This window comes from Asticcacaulis sp. YBE204, from assembly GCF_000495855.1.
GTDB lineage: Bacteria > Pseudomonadota > Alphaproteobacteria > Caulobacterales > Caulobacteraceae > Asticcacaulis.
On the sequence record NZ_AWGF01000023.1, the window covers coordinates 1 to 14,995 of the forward strand.

The window sequence follows — 14,995 nt, forward strand, 5'->3', positions numbered from 1 at the left end:
AACCGGTGCCGGGGCCGCCGGGGCAGCCACAGGGGCCGGAGCCGCGGCATAGGTGACGGCGGGCGCGGCGGTCAGCTGACGGGCGACGCGGATTTTCAGGTCACCTTGTTCGACCTCGATCTCGGTCAGTTCGGTTTCCTTCAGGATATCGGCCAGTTTGCGGACCAGACGAGGGTCGATAGGATCAACCGTTTTTTGCGATGACATGCGCTTACCTTATTCAGTGTGCGGCCCATTCGGACCTTTAGGGCTTTTGACGTTACTGTTCGATGAGGCGCAGGGCCGCGTCAATAGCCAGTTCATAACCAATCGCCCCCATACCGGCAATAACCGCCTTGGCCGCCAGTGACACGTAGGAGTGATGGCGGAACGGTTCGCGGGCGTGCGGGTTCGAGAGATGGCATTCGATGATCGGCTGCTTAAGGGCTTTCAGGGCGTCGAGCAACGCCACCGAAGTATGCCCGTAACCGGCCGGATTGATGATCAGCACCGAGGCCGCTTCGCGTGCCTCCTGCACCCAGTCGATCAGTTCGCCTTCGTGATTCGTCTGGCGAAAGACGACGGCTACGTTTTTGGCCTGGGCCAGCGCCTCGCACGTCGCCTTGATGTCTTCAAGGCGGGTATATCCATAAATTTCCGGTTCCCGCACCCCAAGAAGGTTGAGGTTGGGGCCGTTAAGGACATATATGGGTTTCGACATGCAGGCCTTATCCAGTGGATGCGGTCTTGTATCGCCTGTTGCGGCGGCTCACAAGAAAAAGCGGACCCACACGCTCCGAAATGACCGAAAAATGACCAAAATCCTGTTGAATGGCACCGAATCCGAGGTTGCGGCGGCCAATGTGCTGGCCCTTGTCGAAGGTCTTGGAATCGATCCGCGTAAGGTCGCAGTGGAACGCAACCTCGAAATCGTGCCGAAATCGGCCTATCTGAACACCCCGCTCGAGGACGGCGACCGTCTGGAGATCGTCCATTTCGTCGGTGGGGGAAACTGAGAAAAGTGAATATTATGACTGATAGCTGGACCGTCGCCGGACGCACCTTCACTTCCCGCCTGATCGTGGGCACGGGCAAGTACAAGGATTACGAACAGAACGCTGCCGCGGCACGGGCATCGGGCGCGGAAATCGTCACCGTGGCCGTGCGCCGCGTCAACCTGACCGATCCAAACCAGCCCATGCTGATGGACTATGTCAAACAGGACGAGTTCACCTACCTGCCCAACACGGCGGGCTGTTTCACCGGCGAAGACGCCGTGCGGACGCTCCGTCTGGCGCGTGAAGCGGGGGGCTGGAACCTCGTCAAGCTGGAGGTTCTGTCGGACCCCAAGACGCTTTATCCCGACATGGAAGAGACGCTGCGGTCGCTGAAACTGCTGGTCAAGGACGGCTTCGACGTCATGGTCTATTGCTCGGACGATCCGGTCTACGCGAAAAAGCTGGAAGAGGCGGGGGCGGTCGCCATCATGCCGCTGGGCGCGCCGATCGGGTCGGGCCTCGGTATTCAGAACAAGGTGACGCTCCGCATCATCATCGAGAACGCCAAGGTGCCGGTGCTGGTCGATGCGGGCGTCGGCACGGCGTCGGACGCGGCGGTTGGTATGGAACTGGGCTGCGATGCCATCCTGATGAACACCGCCATTGCCGAAGCGAAAGATCCGATCCGCATGGCTGTCGCCATGAAACACGCGGTCATCGCCGGTCGCGAAGCCTATCTGGCGGGACGGATGCCGAAGAAGCTCTACGCCGATCCGTCCTCGCCCCTCGCGGGCCTTATTTAAGTTTGGTTCTCTCAGCGGCGACCAGAGTCTTGACCTGATTGAGGTCGGCGCCGTTGATCAGCACACCGCCGATGATGAAGTTCGGCGTCGCCTGAATGCCGAGACTCTGGCCCAGTTTCAGAGTCTCGTCGATCTTGGCCTGAACGGCGGGGGTCTGCGCCTTGGCGCGGATTTCCGCCGGATTGACGCCCGCCGAGATCAGGGCCTGATCGACGTCGGCGTCGGTCTTGAGATCGCTGGCATAGAGTGCGTGATGCACGGCTTCATAGTGGCCGGTGTCGCGCGCCGCCAGCGCCAGCGCCGCGAGGAAGCGCGACTGATCCGGGCGGATAACCGGATATTCCTTCACGACCACGCGGACGTCAGGGTTTTCCTTGAGGAAGGCCTCGATCTGCGGCGCGGCGACCTTGCAGTAGCCACATAGATAGTCCTGAAATTCGACGATGGTGATAGAGGCTTTCGGATTGCCCATGACCGGATCGTCGGCAGCGACGAGCGCGCCTTCATTGGCCTTGATGGCGGTTTCCACCGACTGCTTAAATTCAGCGTCCTGCTTGGCTTGCAAGGCGCGGCTGCCTTCCATCAGGGCTTCTGGCCGCGACAGGATGCCGCCGCGCACGATCAGACCTTGGATGTTCGGCAGGACATAAGGGGCCAGAGCCAACACGAAGGCCCCGGTGGCGACCGCAAGGGTCAGGTTGGACTTGCTCAGCAGCGGCTCGGATTTCACAGACGACGCGGCGGGGGTTTCAGGCGTATCGGACAAGAGGCGTTCTTTCTAGCGGCGTTTGCGGGTGACGTCGTCGACCGGATCGACGCCCATCAGCGACGAGCTGATCAGGACGATGTCGCGGGCGCGGCGATATTCGATGGAATCCTGAGGCAGGTTTTTCTGCGACCAGACGGCGAAGGTGCGGGCCTGCTCCATATTGCCGTTGTAGAACTGCTCTTCGGCCGAGGCCAGTCGCGCCTCGCCGGGCATTTTCAGGCCGTCATAGGCCTGTGCCAGCAGATTCCACGCAAAACTGTTGTCTGGCTCGTATTTCAGCGACAGCTTGAGGTGATCGACGCCCTTGCGCAGGTTGTCGTTATCGCCCATCGCCACCAGAGCCTGCCCCAGATTGACCTGCAAGAGGGGGGCGTCGGGCATCAGGGCAACGGATTTTTCGTGCGCCGGAATGGCCAGAGCCGCCTGACCGGTTTCGAAATAGATCTGGCCCTTCAATTCCCACAGATAAGGGTTGTCCGGGTTTTCAGCGATCATCTTGTCCAGTTCGGTCATCGCCTTCTTGACCTCGGTTTCCTTGTACCAGGCGATGACGCGGGCATAACGCGCCGGGTAGGAGGTGTCGCTTTCCGGATAGCGTTGAAAGACCTTCATCGGCGGGTCGAGGAAGCCCGACAGCTTGGCCTTGACGATTTTGAACTGTGCCACGACTTCGGGCGGGTCTTCGGCATTGTAATGCGGCTGCGCAGCGGCGACCCGGCGCAGGACGGCGACGCGGTCGCGTGACAGAGGATGGGTGCGAAAATACTGATAACGCTCGGCATTGGAGAAGGTCTCGTAATTGCGCAGCTTGTCGAAGAACTCGACCATGCCGCGACCGGACATGCCGGCGCGTTCCAGCGCCTTGACCCCGGCCAGATCGGCGGCGGCTTCCTGCGTTTGCATATAGCGCAGCGCGCCCAGCGTGCCGAAAGTCGAAGAGGAGCCCATCAGGCCGATACCGGCGTCACCCGCACCGGCAAGGATGGCGATGACGCCGAGGCCCAGCGTGATCATGGCCGGGGCCTTGGCCGCCTGATAGATTTCGTCGGAACGCACGGTGTGGCCCGCGCTCTGGTGACCGGCTTCGTGGGCGATGACCCCGAACAGTTCATTAGGCGTTTCGGCTTCTCCGATCATGCCGGTGTTCAGGCCGATGATCTGACGCGAGGTGGCAAAGGCGTTGATCGACTGATCGGCGATGAGCAGGAAATGCACATTATCGGGATTGAGGCCTGAGGCTTCGAGGATCACGCGCGATTCCTTTTTCAGGAACAGCTCGATCTCCGTGTCGCGGATGATCGCCTGCGCATTGGCCTTGGGGGCCAGTCCAATCGTCGCCAGCACCATCATCGACGCGGCCACGACGGGCTTCATCCACGATTTCGCGTCGCTTTTCAGACTGTTCCACGCCATTCCGGTTGCCTTCTGGAGTTTGCGTCCTTGTATGGAAGCGAAGAGTGACAAATCTAAGGCTTCCCCACAACCGGGAAAAAACCCGCAAGGTGAGAACCTTGCGGGTTTGATTTCATCGATATCGCTTACCGGCGCCACCAGCCGCGTTTCGGCTTCTCCGGCGGGGCGACGATCTCAGCCGGGTCGGCCTCGACGGTTACGGTTTCAGGCGCGAAGCTGCCGGTGAGGGGCACGGCTTCGGGCTCAGGCACGATCTCCGGCGTCACCACCGGTTCGCTTACCTCGGGCACCGCCGTTTCAGCGACCTCGGCCACAGGGACTTCAACCGGGGCTTCCACAGCCGTGGTTTCGACCTCGACGACCGGCTCTTCGACCTTCTTCTTGCGCGAACGCGTCTTGCGGACAGGCTTGCTCTCTTCGACGGGCGCTTCCGCGACGGTGTCGGGCTCGACAACCGGTTCGCTGACGACCTCGACCGGTGTTTCCACCGTCTCGGCGACGGCCTCCGGTGCAGCGGTTTCGGCGGTCTTGCGACGGCGCGGCGGACGCTTGCCCTTCGGCGCGGGTTGCGACTGCACGTCGTCGGGCACCAGCGAGGTCGGGGCCTGCGTAGCGGCACCCAGCACCGAAGCGGCTTCGGTCACGGCCTCAGTCGTTGCTTCGACGGTTTCCGTCGGCAGTTCGATCACCGTGAAGCCGTCCGGCGTTTCACCGGGTTCCGGCGGACGCTTGCCTTGCGTTTCGTCGAACGGGTCGATCCACACATAGGGTTCTTCCAGCGACGGCGTGCGGGCGCGGACCCAGGAATAAGGCTCGCGCGGCTTGGCCTCGAAGCCAGCACGACGACCGCCCCGACGGCCACGACGGCGGCGACGGCCATTGCGGTCGTTACCGTCTTCGCTATCGTCTTCGCTCTCGGCGGCTTCGCCGTCAGCCGTCACGGCTTCCGAAGCCTCTTCGCCCTCGGCGCGCGCTTCGCTGTCCGGACGCCCGCCACGACGGCGACGGCGACGGCGGCCACGCCGGTCTTCGCGTTCATTGGCTTCGCGATCACCGGAGCCACGCTCGGCGCGCTCGGAGGCTTCGTCGTCATCGCTGTCTTCGCGCTCGATGTCGTCGGCGTCGGATACGATGACCTCGTCGTCTTCGTCCTCGGCTTCGTCATAGTCCGGATCGGGGCCCAGATCGAGGATCGGGTCCGGACGCGGCGGCGGCGTGAATTCGACTTCGTCGGCATGCACCGTACGGGTGATTTCATGCTCGGCGTGGGTGAAGTCCGCATCGATCTCGATATTGACCTTCAGGCCCCATTCCGTGCGCAGCTTGGCAAGGTGCGCCTGCTTCTCGTTGAGGATGTACAGCGCCACGGCCTGCGGCAGCTTGAGGGTGATGGCCCCCGCGCCGTGGGTCATGGCTTCGAGGTCGACCGCGCGCAGGGCCGACAGGGCCGAGGAATCGACCGAGCGGACGCGGCCCTGACCTTCGCAGTGCGGGCAGACCGTGGTCGTGCCTTCGAGGAAGCCGGTGCGGCGGCGCTGACGGCTGATTTCCATCAGGCCGAAGCCGGAAATCTTGCCCATCTGGATGCGGGCGCGGTCTTCGCTCAGGGCGTCTTTCAGCTTCTTTTCGACGGCGCGGTTGTTCTTGCCTTCATCCATGTCGATGAAGTCGATGACCACGAGGCCCGCCAGATCGCGCAGACGCATCTGGCGCGCGGCCTCTTCGGCGGCTTCCATATTGGTCTTGAGGGCGGTCGCCTCGATATTGCGTTCCTTGGTCGACTTGCCGGAGTTGACGTCGATGGCGACCAGGGCCTCGGTCTGGTTGATGACCAGATAGCCGCCCGAACGGAGCGGCACGACCGGGGAGTAGATCTTGTTCAGGATATCGTCAATGCCGTGGCGCGCGAACAGCGGCATGGCCCCGCGGTAGAGCTGAATCTTCTTGGCCTGCGACGGCATGATCATGCGCATGAAGTCCTTGGCGGAACGGAAACCGTCCTCGCCCTCGACCTGCACGTTGTCGAAATCCTTGTCGAACAGGTCGCGAATGGCGCGCTTGACGAGGTCTTCTTCCTCGTAGATCAGCGCCGGGGCGTTCGACTTCAGCGTCGTTTCGCGGATGTTTTCCCAGACGCGCAGCAGGTAGTCGTAGTCGCGCTTGATCTCGTTCTTGGTGCGCTTGGCGCCCGCCGTGCGCACGATCAGGCCCATGCCCTGCGGCACGTCCAACGACTGCGCAACTGCCTTGAGGCGCTTGCGGTCGGCACCGTTGGTGATCTTGCGGCTGATGCCGCCGCCGCGCGCCGTGTTCGGCATCAGGACGCAGTAGCGACCGGCCAGCGACAGATAGGTGGTGAGCGCCGCGCCCTTGTTGCCGCGCTCTTCCTTGACGACCTGAACCAGCAGGATCTGACGGCGCTTGATGACTTCCTGAATCTTGTAGCGCTTGATCAGGTGGGCGCGCAGGCGGCGCTCTTCGTCGGGCAGGTCGTCGCCGTCGTCTTCGTGTTCTTCGGCGTCGTCGTCCGCGCCGTTATTGGCGGCGGCCTGCGCGGCCAGTTCGGCCATCAGCTTTTCGCGGTCGGCGACCGGGATCTGGTAATAGTCGGGATGGATTTCGTTGAAGGCCAAAAAGCCATGCCGGTTGCCGCCATATTCGACGAAGGCGGCCTGAAGGCTGGGTTCTACGCGGGTGACCTTCGCGAGATAGATATTGCCCCGAAGCTGCTTCCGGGCGTGACTTTCAAAATCGAATTCCTCAACCTTGGAACCGTTGAGCACGACGACACGGGTTTCTTCCGTGTGGGTCGCGTCGATTAACATTGACTTGGACATTAACGCAGTCTCCGCAGCGCCCACGCCGCCGCAACCGCAAAAGCCTGAGCTTTTCGGGCGGGGTGAGAAGGCGGTGCTGTAAGGGTGAAAGGCGTGCGCTTACGGCCCGACCGCCGCGCGAGTCGCGCGGGGCTGCAAAATTGCGGGGCATATCAAGAGCGGCACAGCCCATAGGGTGTAGTTTAAACCTTAAACGCTTTTGCCGGATCGTCCTGCCCCAACGGGGCGCGGACAAGCCGGTGAATTCTTATTTCGGATGGCTTGCGGCCCTTAGGTAAGGGGCCGTTTCGCCGCTGCAAGGCCCGTATGTTTCCCATTAAGCGGAAACGCATATGGCCCTGAAATCTTTTCGGGTTCGGTGCTGTCTATGCGGGCGGCGTTGGTAACGCTACGGGCAAAGCGCCGGAAACGCTGTTGAAAATCGGCAAGCAAGACATTGCTTTTTGCCTGACTCAAAACAAGCGCGTCGAATATGCAACATCGCCGCACAAAAGAAAAGGTGTCAATTATTTTTGTCTGTTAACGGTATAGCTACCCGCGTCGTGTATCACTGGGGACATAAAAGAAATTATAGGGCGCACCCTCCAGAATGGAAACGCGCCGTGTGGTGGAGCTACTGAATGATCCGACGTGTATGGCGTTTTGTCGGCAATGGTAAGGTATTCGCGGCCTCGCTTCTGGCCGGTCTCATCCTTGTCAGCGCAGCCGATATTACCCCCGTTGAAGCCGCCAATAAGGGCGACATTGTCAAGGTTCGCCTTGGCGGAACCCAGACTCAAACCCGCCTGGTCATCGACCTCGGTTCGTCGGTCAAGGGCGAACTTCTCAGCCGCGATACCGACTACGACAAGGCCGTACTGGGCCTCAGTGGCGTCAGTGTCGGCGACGGTCTGAGCGGCGCAGGGCAGGGCCTTATCAAAAGCTGGAAGCTCGACACCACCGCCGGTATGACCCGCCTGCGTCTCGATTTCAATGGCGATGCGAAGGTGGCCAAGCGCTTCCTGCTGCCGCCCTCGGACGGGATCAGCACCTATCGCTATGTCGTCGATGTCGTCTCGGTGACGGCTGAAACGACCGCCAAACCCCAGCCGATCGAAAAGGCCGCGCCGCCGCCGATTGCGCCCGCCCGTACCGAAATGGTCGCCGAGCAGCCGCGCCGCACCAAGAAGGTCATCGTCATCGACGCCGGTCACGGCGGCCACGATCCGGGCGCCAAGGGTGCCAATTCGTGGGAAAAGGACGTCAATCTGGCTGCCGCCAAGATGCTCAAGACCAAGCTTGAAGCCACGGGCCGTTACAAGGTGATCATGACGCGCGACACCGACGCCTATGTCGACAAGGTCGCCCGCGTCCGCATCGCCCGCAGCGCCAATGCCGATCTGTTCATCTCGCTGCATTCGGACTCCGGTCCCGATAACAAGGTGCGCGGTGCCTCGATCTATACCCTCTCGGATTCCGGCACCGAGCGTGCGGCGAAAAACGCCATGAACCGCGGCGACTGGTCGCTGGCGGTGCAGTCGCCGGACAAGATCGTTGGTCGTATCCTGGTCGATCTGACCCAGCGCGCCACCAAGAACCGCTCGGCCACCTTCGCCGAACTGATGCTCGACAATCTCGACGGCACCACGCCGCTCTTGAAATCGAGCCACCGTCAGGCCGGGTTCGTCGTCCTGCTGGCCGCCGATGTCCCCGCCGTGCTGCTGGAGATGGGCTTCATCACCAATCCCGAAGACGAGCGCCTGCTCAATGATTCGGGCCAACGTGGGCGCATGATGGGGCAGGTGGTCAAGGCGATCGATCAATATTTCGCCAACGATGTCCGCTATGCCTCGTTTGCAATGATCCCTTAAACCTTAGCCTTAAGTATCTGAAATCATGAAAGCTCCGTCGTTCGCGACGGAGCTTTTTGTTGTGTAACGTCTCTCATAAGCCGCAATTTGATTTAATAACGTCCGCAGGGCTTTGCGGGCCGCTTTGCGTTTGATAAACAGTAGTGAATTACAGGCTGGTGCGGTCGCGTACCGGTGACGGAGGTGTTGGGTGAAGTCCACGGAGCGTTGGTTTGCTATGGCGGGCGTGGTCATGATGACCGCCGTGGCGATCGCGGGCTTTGCCATCGCCATCTATGCCGCGTGGCTGTTCCACGACCTCCCCGACGGTAACGAGATCGTCGATTACCGGCCGCCGACCTCGACCCGGGTCTTCGCGTGGGACGGTACCCTGATCGGTGAATTCGCCAAGGAACGCCGCGTCTTTATTCCCTACAACCGCATCCCCGATCGTCTGGGCAAGGCGTTTCTCGCCGCCGAAGACCGCAACTTCTTCAACCATTCCGGCGTCGATGTCGGCGGCCTGTCACGGGCCATGATGAAGAACGTCGTCAATTTCGTGCAGGGCCGCAGGTTAGAGGGCGGATCGACCATCACGCAGCAGGTGGCGAAGAACGTTCTTCTGACCAATGAACGGACTCTGGGGCGCAAGCTTAAGGAATTCATTCTGGCCCGGCGGCTGGAGACCTCGCTGAGCAAGGAACAGATTCTCGAACTTTATCTGAACGATATCTATCTCGGCTATCGCTCCAACGGTATCGGCACGGCGGCCTACAACTACTTCGGCAAGTCGGTCGATCAGTTGACCCTGGCCGAAATGGCCTATCTCGCCGCCCTGCCCAAGGGCCCGAACCAGTATCACCCGATCCGCAACAAGGACCGTGCCATCGAGCGCCGGAACTGGATTCTCGGCGAAATGGCCAAGGTCGGCTGGGTGACGCCCGCCGAGGCCGAGGCCGCCATGAAGGAAGACCTGGTCGTGCAGTCGGCGCCGCAGCGCGCCAAGTACCGCGACGCCGACTTCTTCGTCGCCGAGGTCGAAAGCCGCGCCAAGAACCTGTTCGGCGATGACATCTATTCGTCCGGGTATTACCTCAAGACGACCCTGGACCCCAGGCTGCAAACCGCCGCGCGGATATCGCTGATGGACGGCTTGGAACTGTACGACCGCCGCCACGGCTGGCGCGGCGCGTGGGGCAATATCGCCCTGACCGAGGGCTGGCAGGACGCCGCCGCCGAGGCTGAGAACCATCTGCCGGAGCGCCGGAAAGCGCCGTTCGAGCGCCCCGACTGGCAAATCGCCATCGTCGAGCGATCTTCCGGAGCGATTCGTCTTATGGACAGCACGACCAACGAAAACCGCGGTCAGATTCGCGGGGCCGACGTGGCGTGGACGGCGGGCAATCTGAAAAGCGGCGATCTGGTTTATGTGTCGCGCGACGCGACCGGAACCTATCATCTGCATCAGGTGCCGGCGGTCAATGGGGCGCTGGTGGCGGTAGATCCGTGGACGGGCCGTGTCGTGGCTATGGTCGGTGGCTATTCCTACTCGCTGTCGAAATTCAATCGCGCGACCCAGGCCAAGCGGCAGCCGGGTTCCGCGATTAAGCCGTTCATCTACGCCACCGCACTGGAAGGCGAATTTACCCCTGCCTCGATCGTGGTCGACGGGCCGATCACCTTCAAGGGGGCGAACGGCGAGGCGTGGTCGCCGAAGAACTATTCGCGCACCTATTATGGGCCGCAGACCCTGCGCAAGGGGCTGGAGCTGTCGCGTAACGCCATGACCGTGCGTCTGGCCGACAAGGTGGGCATGAAGATCGTCGCTTCTAAGGTCGTGCAATACGGTGCCGTGGACAAGATGGAGCCCTACCTGTCGAACGCGCTCGGCTCGACCGAAACGACGCCCTATCAGTTGACGGCCGCCTATTCGGCCTTCGTTAACGGCGGTCGCCGCATCAAGCCGCACCTGATCGAGATGGTGCAGGATTATCAGGGCAAGGTCATCTACCGCGCCGATCAGCGGACCTGCCCCAATGCCTGCAAGCGCGCTTTCGACGGCACCGAGTCGCCACGCCTGACGCCGGACGGGCAACCGGTCATGGACCCGATCGTCGCCTATCAGATCAATTCCTACCTTCAGGGCGTGGTCGAGCGCGGCACCGCCGTCAAGGCGCAGGTTTTGGGCCGTCCCGTCGGCGGCAAGACCGGTACGACCAACGAATACCGCAGTGCGTGGTTCGTCGGTTTTACGCCCGATCTGGTAGTAGGTGTGTTTGTCGGTTACGACGACAACCGTTCGCTGGGGGATTCCGAGACCGGCGGTTCGTCGGCCCTGCCGATCTTCGTCGACTTCATGGCGACGGCGAACAAAGGCAAGCCGGTCAAGGAGTTCCGCAAGCCCAAGGATGCGGTTTACGTTTCCATCCGCGGCCACGAAGAAGCCTTCCGTCCGGGCACCGAACCCAAGCCGGTGGAGCATGTCCCCGGCGAGGTCGAGGGACCGAAGCCCTATAACGAGGTCTGGCGCGACGGTCTGACCGGGCAACCCGCCGACGAGGTGCCGCCTGCGAAACAACCAGCGGAACCACCGAAAAAGAAAAAATACGTCGACGAGATCGAGGAAGAGGTCCTGTACTAGGTTGCGCCGGGAGGGGGTGTGATGAAGCGTATATTCGGTGCGATGATTCTGGTTTTGGCGCTCGTGTCGGGCGATGTTTTTGCGGCACCGGACGGCGATAGCCTGACCTTCGAGGGGCTGAAAACGCGACCGACGGCGGAAATTGCCGCTCATCTTCTGACCGCCGACGAGGCCGCTGAAATCGCGGCGCATAAGACGCTTCCCGGTGTCGTTGCCAACGCGCCGCCGAGCAGCGTGCAACTGTTTGCCCGCGCCGAACCCGCGATTGAAGGGATTTGTCGCCGCACGGTGTATCATGTCGATTTGCTTCATCCAAAGGCATCCGACCCCGATTGGGCTGATCCGAAAAGGGTTGTTCGTGTCGATAGGGTGAGAAAATCCGGCCAGATCGCCCTGGGCAAAGCCTGCGGTAACTCGTTGCGTTTTGCCTGGGTTCAACCCAGCGGTAACCAAGAGGAGGCAATGCGCGTTCTGGTTTGGCTTGACGAAATGCGCGCGGAGACAAAAATCGGGAAACGCCCAAAGATCACGGTGACCTGCGTGACCGATACGACCATGACCTGCACAGATAATGCCTGGACGTTCCTCGCTCACCTGCCGCTCGAAAATACGTTTATCATCGAGCGGTCTTCCGAAAACCTGTGGGTGATATGCGTTCCCCTAACGGAACCGGGCGGGCTCTATTGGGAAATTCGGGTCAGTGTGGATACGGAAGGCCTGTCATCGCTTGCTCTCCGGCAACGCATACCCGCGCCGTTTTAAAACCTTGCCAATCGGCGCGGCTACGGCTATCCCGCTCGGCTACTGTTTTTACCGCAAGGACATGATTATGCGACTGGATGTTGAGGCTTCGGCCCGAGACATCGAGCAATCCATCGGATTGCTCAGGAGGCGTCTTTGACTGGGATGTCGCGCTTAGACGTCTCGACGAACTGAACGCGCGGGTCGAAGACCCGACGCTGTGGGACAAGCCCGAAGAGGCGCAGGCCGTGATGCGCGAACGCACCAAGCTGGCCAACGGCGTCGAAGCGGTCAATTCCCTGACGCGGGAGCTTAAGGACGCGCTCGACTACGCCGAACTGGCCGACATGGAAGGCGACGAGGACCTGCTCGAAGAGGCCCGCACCATGCTCAAGGTCATCAAGGAGCGCGGGGCGCGCGCCGAGCTTGAGGCGCTGCTGTCCGGCGAAGCCGACGGCAACGACGCCTATCTGGAAATCAATTCCGGCGCGGGCGGCACCGAATCCTGCGACTGGGCCGGTATCCTGCTGCGCATGTATACGCGCTGGGCGACCCAGCATGGCATGACCGTGTCGCTTGAGGAAGAAACCCCCGGCGATCAGGCGGGGATCAAGTCCGCGACCCTGACCATCAAGGGGCCGAACGCCTATGGCTGGCTGAAGACAGAGGCCGGGGTCCACCGTCTGGTGCGCATCTCGCCGTTCGACTCCAGCGCCCGCCGCCATACCTCGTTCGCCTCGGTCTGGGTCTATCCGGTCGTTGACGATACTATCGTCATCGAGATCAACCCGGCCGATGTGCGTACCGACACCTATCGTGCGTCGGGCGCGGGCGGTCAGCATATCAACAAGACCGACTCGGCAGTGCGCCTGACACACATCCCAACCGGCATTGCCGTGGCCTGTCAGGCCGGACGGTCTCAGCACGCCAACCGCGACGAAGCGTGGAAGATGCTGCGCGCGCGTCTGTACGAGGCCGAACTGCAACGCCGCGAGGCGGCCCAGCAGGCGCTTGAGGATCAGAAGACCGATATCGGCTGGGGTCACCAGATCCGCTCCTATGTTCTCCAGCCCTATCAGATGGTCAAGGACCTGCGCACCGACGTGGAAACCTCTGACAGTCAGGGCGTTCTGGACGGCGATCTCGATCCGTTCATGGCGGCGTCCCTGGCCCAGCGGGTCGGCGCCACACGCGACGCGGTCGAGGGATAAATGGCTAAGTTAAGCCCGCAATTTAGCAGCGTGTTGCGGACATTCGCCTTTTGGGTAGCCAATCGTTCGGTTGGCTACCCACTTCTCGAAGGCATTGACTATAGCTGTATTTTTGAAGAGCCGAGCGCACTGGAGCAGGTTTTTGCTATATTTGCCAATGTCATCGAACTTGATGAACAGGGGAATGTGCTGAATGCCAAATGGGCGGAACAGCGAGCGGCTCAGTATATTCGGCAATATGTAACGAGAGACGTGCCTGATCCTCCCTTCGAGTTTTGGGAAGTCGAGCTTCACTAGCTATCTTAAACCTTTTAATGCCTACATCTCCGGCTTGGCCTTGCGCTTGCGGCGGGGCATGATCTGCTTGCCGAAGTGGCGGCTATAGACCTGCGTGAATTCCGCACCGAAGAAGAATATCTGCGTCGAATAGTAGATCCACACCAGAACGACGATCAGCGAGCCCGCCGCCCCATAGGCCGAGGACAGAGCGCTTTGCCCCAGATAGAGCCCGATCAGTTGCTTGCCGATGGAAAACAGGACGGCGGTGATCGCCGCGCCGACCCAGACGTCGCGCCACGCGATATGCACGTCCGGCAAAATCTTGAACGTCATAGCGAACAAAAACGTCACCACGGCGAACGAAATTACGACGTTGACAAAGCCCATGATGAAGCCGGGCAAAAAGCTGGCGATCATGGCGCTCAGGGCCGCCAATCCTGCCGATATGACCAGCGAGACCAGCAGCAGAAATCCTATCCCGACCACGAGCGCAAAGGACAGCAGGCGCTTTTTGGCGAACCATTTCCAGTCGGCATTGACGTCGTTTTCGACGTTCCATACAGCATTCATGGCATCCTGAAGCTGCGCAAAGAAGCCCGTCGCCGACACGACCAGCGTGATGATGCCGATGACGGTGGCGACGATGCCCTGCTGAGGATTGGCTGCGCCGGCCAGGATCGCCTGAATGCCCGCCGCGCCGACATCGCCAACCAGATTGCGCAATTCGGCGAACAGATAACCGTTCACCGCATCGCGTCCGAACGCCAGACCTGCCACACCGGTTACGATCAGCAGCAAAGGTCCGATCGACAGGATACTATAGAAGGCCAGCGCCGCCCCCAGTCGCGGTGCCTTGTCGTCGTTCCATTCCTGAAATGCTTCCATCAGCATTTGCAGCAGCAGTTTGCCCGTTAGAGGCGGGCGAGGGCGGGTATCCGAGTCTGTCATAGGTGTCGTCATAAGGGAATGAGCCAGCAAAAAGCCGGAAAAGGTCAATACCTTTTCCGGCTTAAATCCTAATCCCGCATCGTCCGGTTACTTCAGATCGGACAGGGCGTTCAGATCGTAGCTGTTCATGCTGGCGTCGCTGCTGCTGAAGCTGTGTGATGTATTGACCACGGGCGTCACGACCGGAGCGACAACCGGTGCTTCGACACGGCGGGTTTGCAGGCAGCGACCCTGGAAATAGGCGCCGACATCGATCGACAGGGCTTCGTGGCTGATGTCGCCTTCGACATAGGCCGACGACAGGAGCCTGACCGACTTGCCGTTGATGGCGCCCAGAACGCGGCCACGTACCTCGATGGTTTCGGCTTCGACATCGCCTTCGATATTGCCGGCTTCACCGACGATCAGGTGGGCGACCTTGACATTGCCGCGGACATTGCCGTCGATCTGAAGATCGGCGGTGCCGGTGATATTGCCGTCGATATTGAGGTGGGCGGCCAGCAGAGACGGCGCGCCGCGCGCGGCGACCGGCGCGGGGGCAGGCGTC

At 61.2% G+C, this 14,995-nt stretch carries 13 protein-coding genes and 1 pseudogene; 7 read left to right on the plus strand and 7 right to left on the minus strand.

Going from position 1 to position 14,995, the window contains the following annotated elements; all coding sequences use genetic code 11:
- Positions 1–207, minus strand: a pseudogene (locus AEYBE204_RS39050) (acetyl-CoA carboxylase, biotin carboxyl carrier protein); the annotation flags it as partial.
- A gap of 52 nt (positions 208–259) precedes the next feature.
- Entirely contained in the window at positions 260–700 is a 441-nt protein-coding gene (aroQ, locus tag AEYBE204_RS39055) for a type II 3-dehydroquinate dehydratase (RefSeq protein ID WP_023464130.1), read from the minus strand.
- 91 nt (positions 701–791) lie between these two features.
- Between aroQ and thiS the strand changes: the two genes are divergently transcribed.
- Both thiS and AEYBE204_RS39065 read left to right on the plus strand, forming a co-directional pair.
- On the plus strand, positions 792–995 hold the full coding sequence (gene thiS / locus AEYBE204_RS39060) for a sulfur carrier protein ThiS (protein ID WP_023464131.1): 204 nt from the start codon (positions 792–794) through the stop codon (positions 993–995).
- Between the two features lie 14 nt (positions 996–1,009).
- Positions 1,010–1,780, plus strand: coding sequence for a thiazole synthase (locus tag AEYBE204_RS39065; RefSeq protein WP_023464132.1), 771 nt, complete (start codon positions 1,010–1,012; stop codon positions 1,778–1,780).
- Here AEYBE204_RS39065 and AEYBE204_RS0120920 read toward each other — a convergent pair.
- The 3 genes from AEYBE204_RS0120920 to AEYBE204_RS39075 form a co-directional block, all read right to left on the minus strand.
- The gene (locus AEYBE204_RS0120920; RefSeq protein WP_023464133.1) at positions 1,773–2,546 is read right to left on the minus strand and encodes a thioredoxin domain-containing protein; all 774 of its coding nucleotides are present in this window, start codon (positions 2,544–2,546) and stop codon (positions 1,773–1,775) included. The genes AEYBE204_RS39065 and AEYBE204_RS0120920 overlap by 8 nt on opposite strands.
- A 12-nt stretch (positions 2,547–2,558) precedes the next feature.
- Entirely contained in the window at positions 2,559–3,962 is a 1,404-nt protein-coding gene (locus AEYBE204_RS39070) for a M48 family metalloprotease (protein WP_023464134.1), read from the minus strand.
- Between the two features lie 125 nt (positions 3,963–4,087).
- Positions 4,088–6,799 carry a ribonuclease E/G gene (locus AEYBE204_RS39075; protein ID WP_023464135.1) on the minus strand — a complete coding sequence of 904 codons (2,712 nt, stop codon included), beginning with the start codon at positions 6,797–6,799 and terminating at the stop codon, positions 4,088–4,090.
- A gap of 620 nt (positions 6,800–7,419) precedes the next feature.
- Between AEYBE204_RS39075 and AEYBE204_RS39080 the strand changes: the two genes are divergently transcribed.
- From AEYBE204_RS39080 to AEYBE204_RS39100, 5 genes are all read left to right on the plus strand, one after another.
- Entirely contained in the window at positions 7,420–8,649 is a 1,230-nt protein-coding gene (locus tag AEYBE204_RS39080) for an N-acetylmuramoyl-L-alanine amidase (protein ID WP_023464136.1), read from the plus strand.
- Positions 8,650–8,866: 217 nt separating this feature from the next.
- Positions 8,867–11,269, plus strand: coding sequence for a penicillin-binding protein 1A (locus AEYBE204_RS39085; protein WP_023464137.1), 2,403 nt, complete (start codon positions 8,867–8,869; stop codon positions 11,267–11,269).
- 21 nt (positions 11,270–11,290) lie between these two features.
- Positions 11,291–12,031 carry a hypothetical protein gene (locus AEYBE204_RS39090; protein WP_023464138.1) on the plus strand — a complete coding sequence of 247 codons (741 nt, stop codon included), beginning with the start codon at positions 11,291–11,293 and terminating at the stop codon, positions 12,029–12,031.
- A gap of 67 nt (positions 12,032–12,098) precedes the next feature.
- Positions 12,099–13,221, plus strand: a protein-coding gene (gene prfB / locus AEYBE204_RS39095) for a peptide chain release factor 2 (protein ID WP_155908527.1) whose coding sequence is annotated in 2 segments (ribosomal slippage) — positions 12,099–12,167 and positions 12,169–13,221 — 1,122 coding nt in all. Because the reading frame shifts where the segments join, the coding sequence is not laid out codon by codon here.
- Positions 13,222–13,518, plus strand: a complete 297-nt coding sequence (locus tag AEYBE204_RS39100) for a hypothetical protein (RefSeq protein WP_023464140.1) — start codon at positions 13,222–13,224, stop codon at positions 13,516–13,518.
- A 21-nt stretch (positions 13,519–13,539) separates the two neighbouring features.
- Here AEYBE204_RS39100 and AEYBE204_RS39105 read toward each other — a convergent pair whose 3' ends face one another.
- Both AEYBE204_RS39105 and AEYBE204_RS39110 read right to left on the minus strand, forming a co-directional pair.
- Positions 13,540–14,448 (minus strand): YihY/virulence factor BrkB family protein, encoded by a 909-nt coding sequence (locus AEYBE204_RS39105; RefSeq protein ID WP_031231661.1) that lies wholly within the window; start codon positions 14,446–14,448, stop codon positions 13,540–13,542.
- A gap of 87 nt (positions 14,449–14,535) precedes the next feature.
- The coding region (locus AEYBE204_RS39110) for a polymer-forming cytoskeletal protein (RefSeq protein ID WP_023464142.1) at positions 14,536–14,995 on the minus strand (460 nt) is incomplete at its 5' end.

Excerpts from the sequence above, each read along its gene's own strand:
- aroQ (WP_023464130.1), bottom strand. The coding sequence starts at position 700 with ATGTCGAAACCCATATATGTCCTTAACGGCCCCAACCTCAACCTTCTT.
- thiS (WP_023464131.1), top strand. The coding sequence starts at position 792 with ATGACCAAAATCCTGTTGAATGGCACCGAATCCGAGGTTGCGGCGGCC.
- AEYBE204_RS39065 (WP_023464132.1), top strand. The coding sequence starts at position 1,010 with ATGACTGATAGCTGGACCGTCGCCGGACGCACCTTCACTTCCCGCCTG.
- AEYBE204_RS39070 (WP_023464134.1), bottom strand. The coding sequence starts at position 3,962 with ATGGCGTGGAACAGTCTGAAAAGCGACGCGAAATCGTGGATGAAGCCC.
- AEYBE204_RS39075 (WP_023464135.1), bottom strand. The coding sequence starts at position 6,799 with ATGTCCAAGTCAATGTTAATCGACGCGACCCACACGGAAGAAACCCGT.
- AEYBE204_RS39080 (WP_023464136.1), top strand. The coding sequence starts at position 7,420 with ATGATCCGACGTGTATGGCGTTTTGTCGGCAATGGTAAGGTATTCGCG.
- AEYBE204_RS39085 (WP_023464137.1), top strand. The coding sequence starts at position 8,867 with ATGGCGGGCGTGGTCATGATGACCGCCGTGGCGATCGCGGGCTTTGCC.
- AEYBE204_RS39090 (WP_023464138.1), top strand. The coding sequence starts at position 11,291 with ATGAAGCGTATATTCGGTGCGATGATTCTGGTTTTGGCGCTCGTGTCG.
- AEYBE204_RS39100 (WP_023464140.1), top strand. The coding sequence starts at position 13,222 with ATGGCTAAGTTAAGCCCGCAATTTAGCAGCGTGTTGCGGACATTCGCC.
- AEYBE204_RS39105 (WP_031231661.1), bottom strand. The coding sequence starts at position 14,448 with ATGACAGACTCGGATACCCGCCCTCGCCCGCCTCTAACGGGCAAACTG.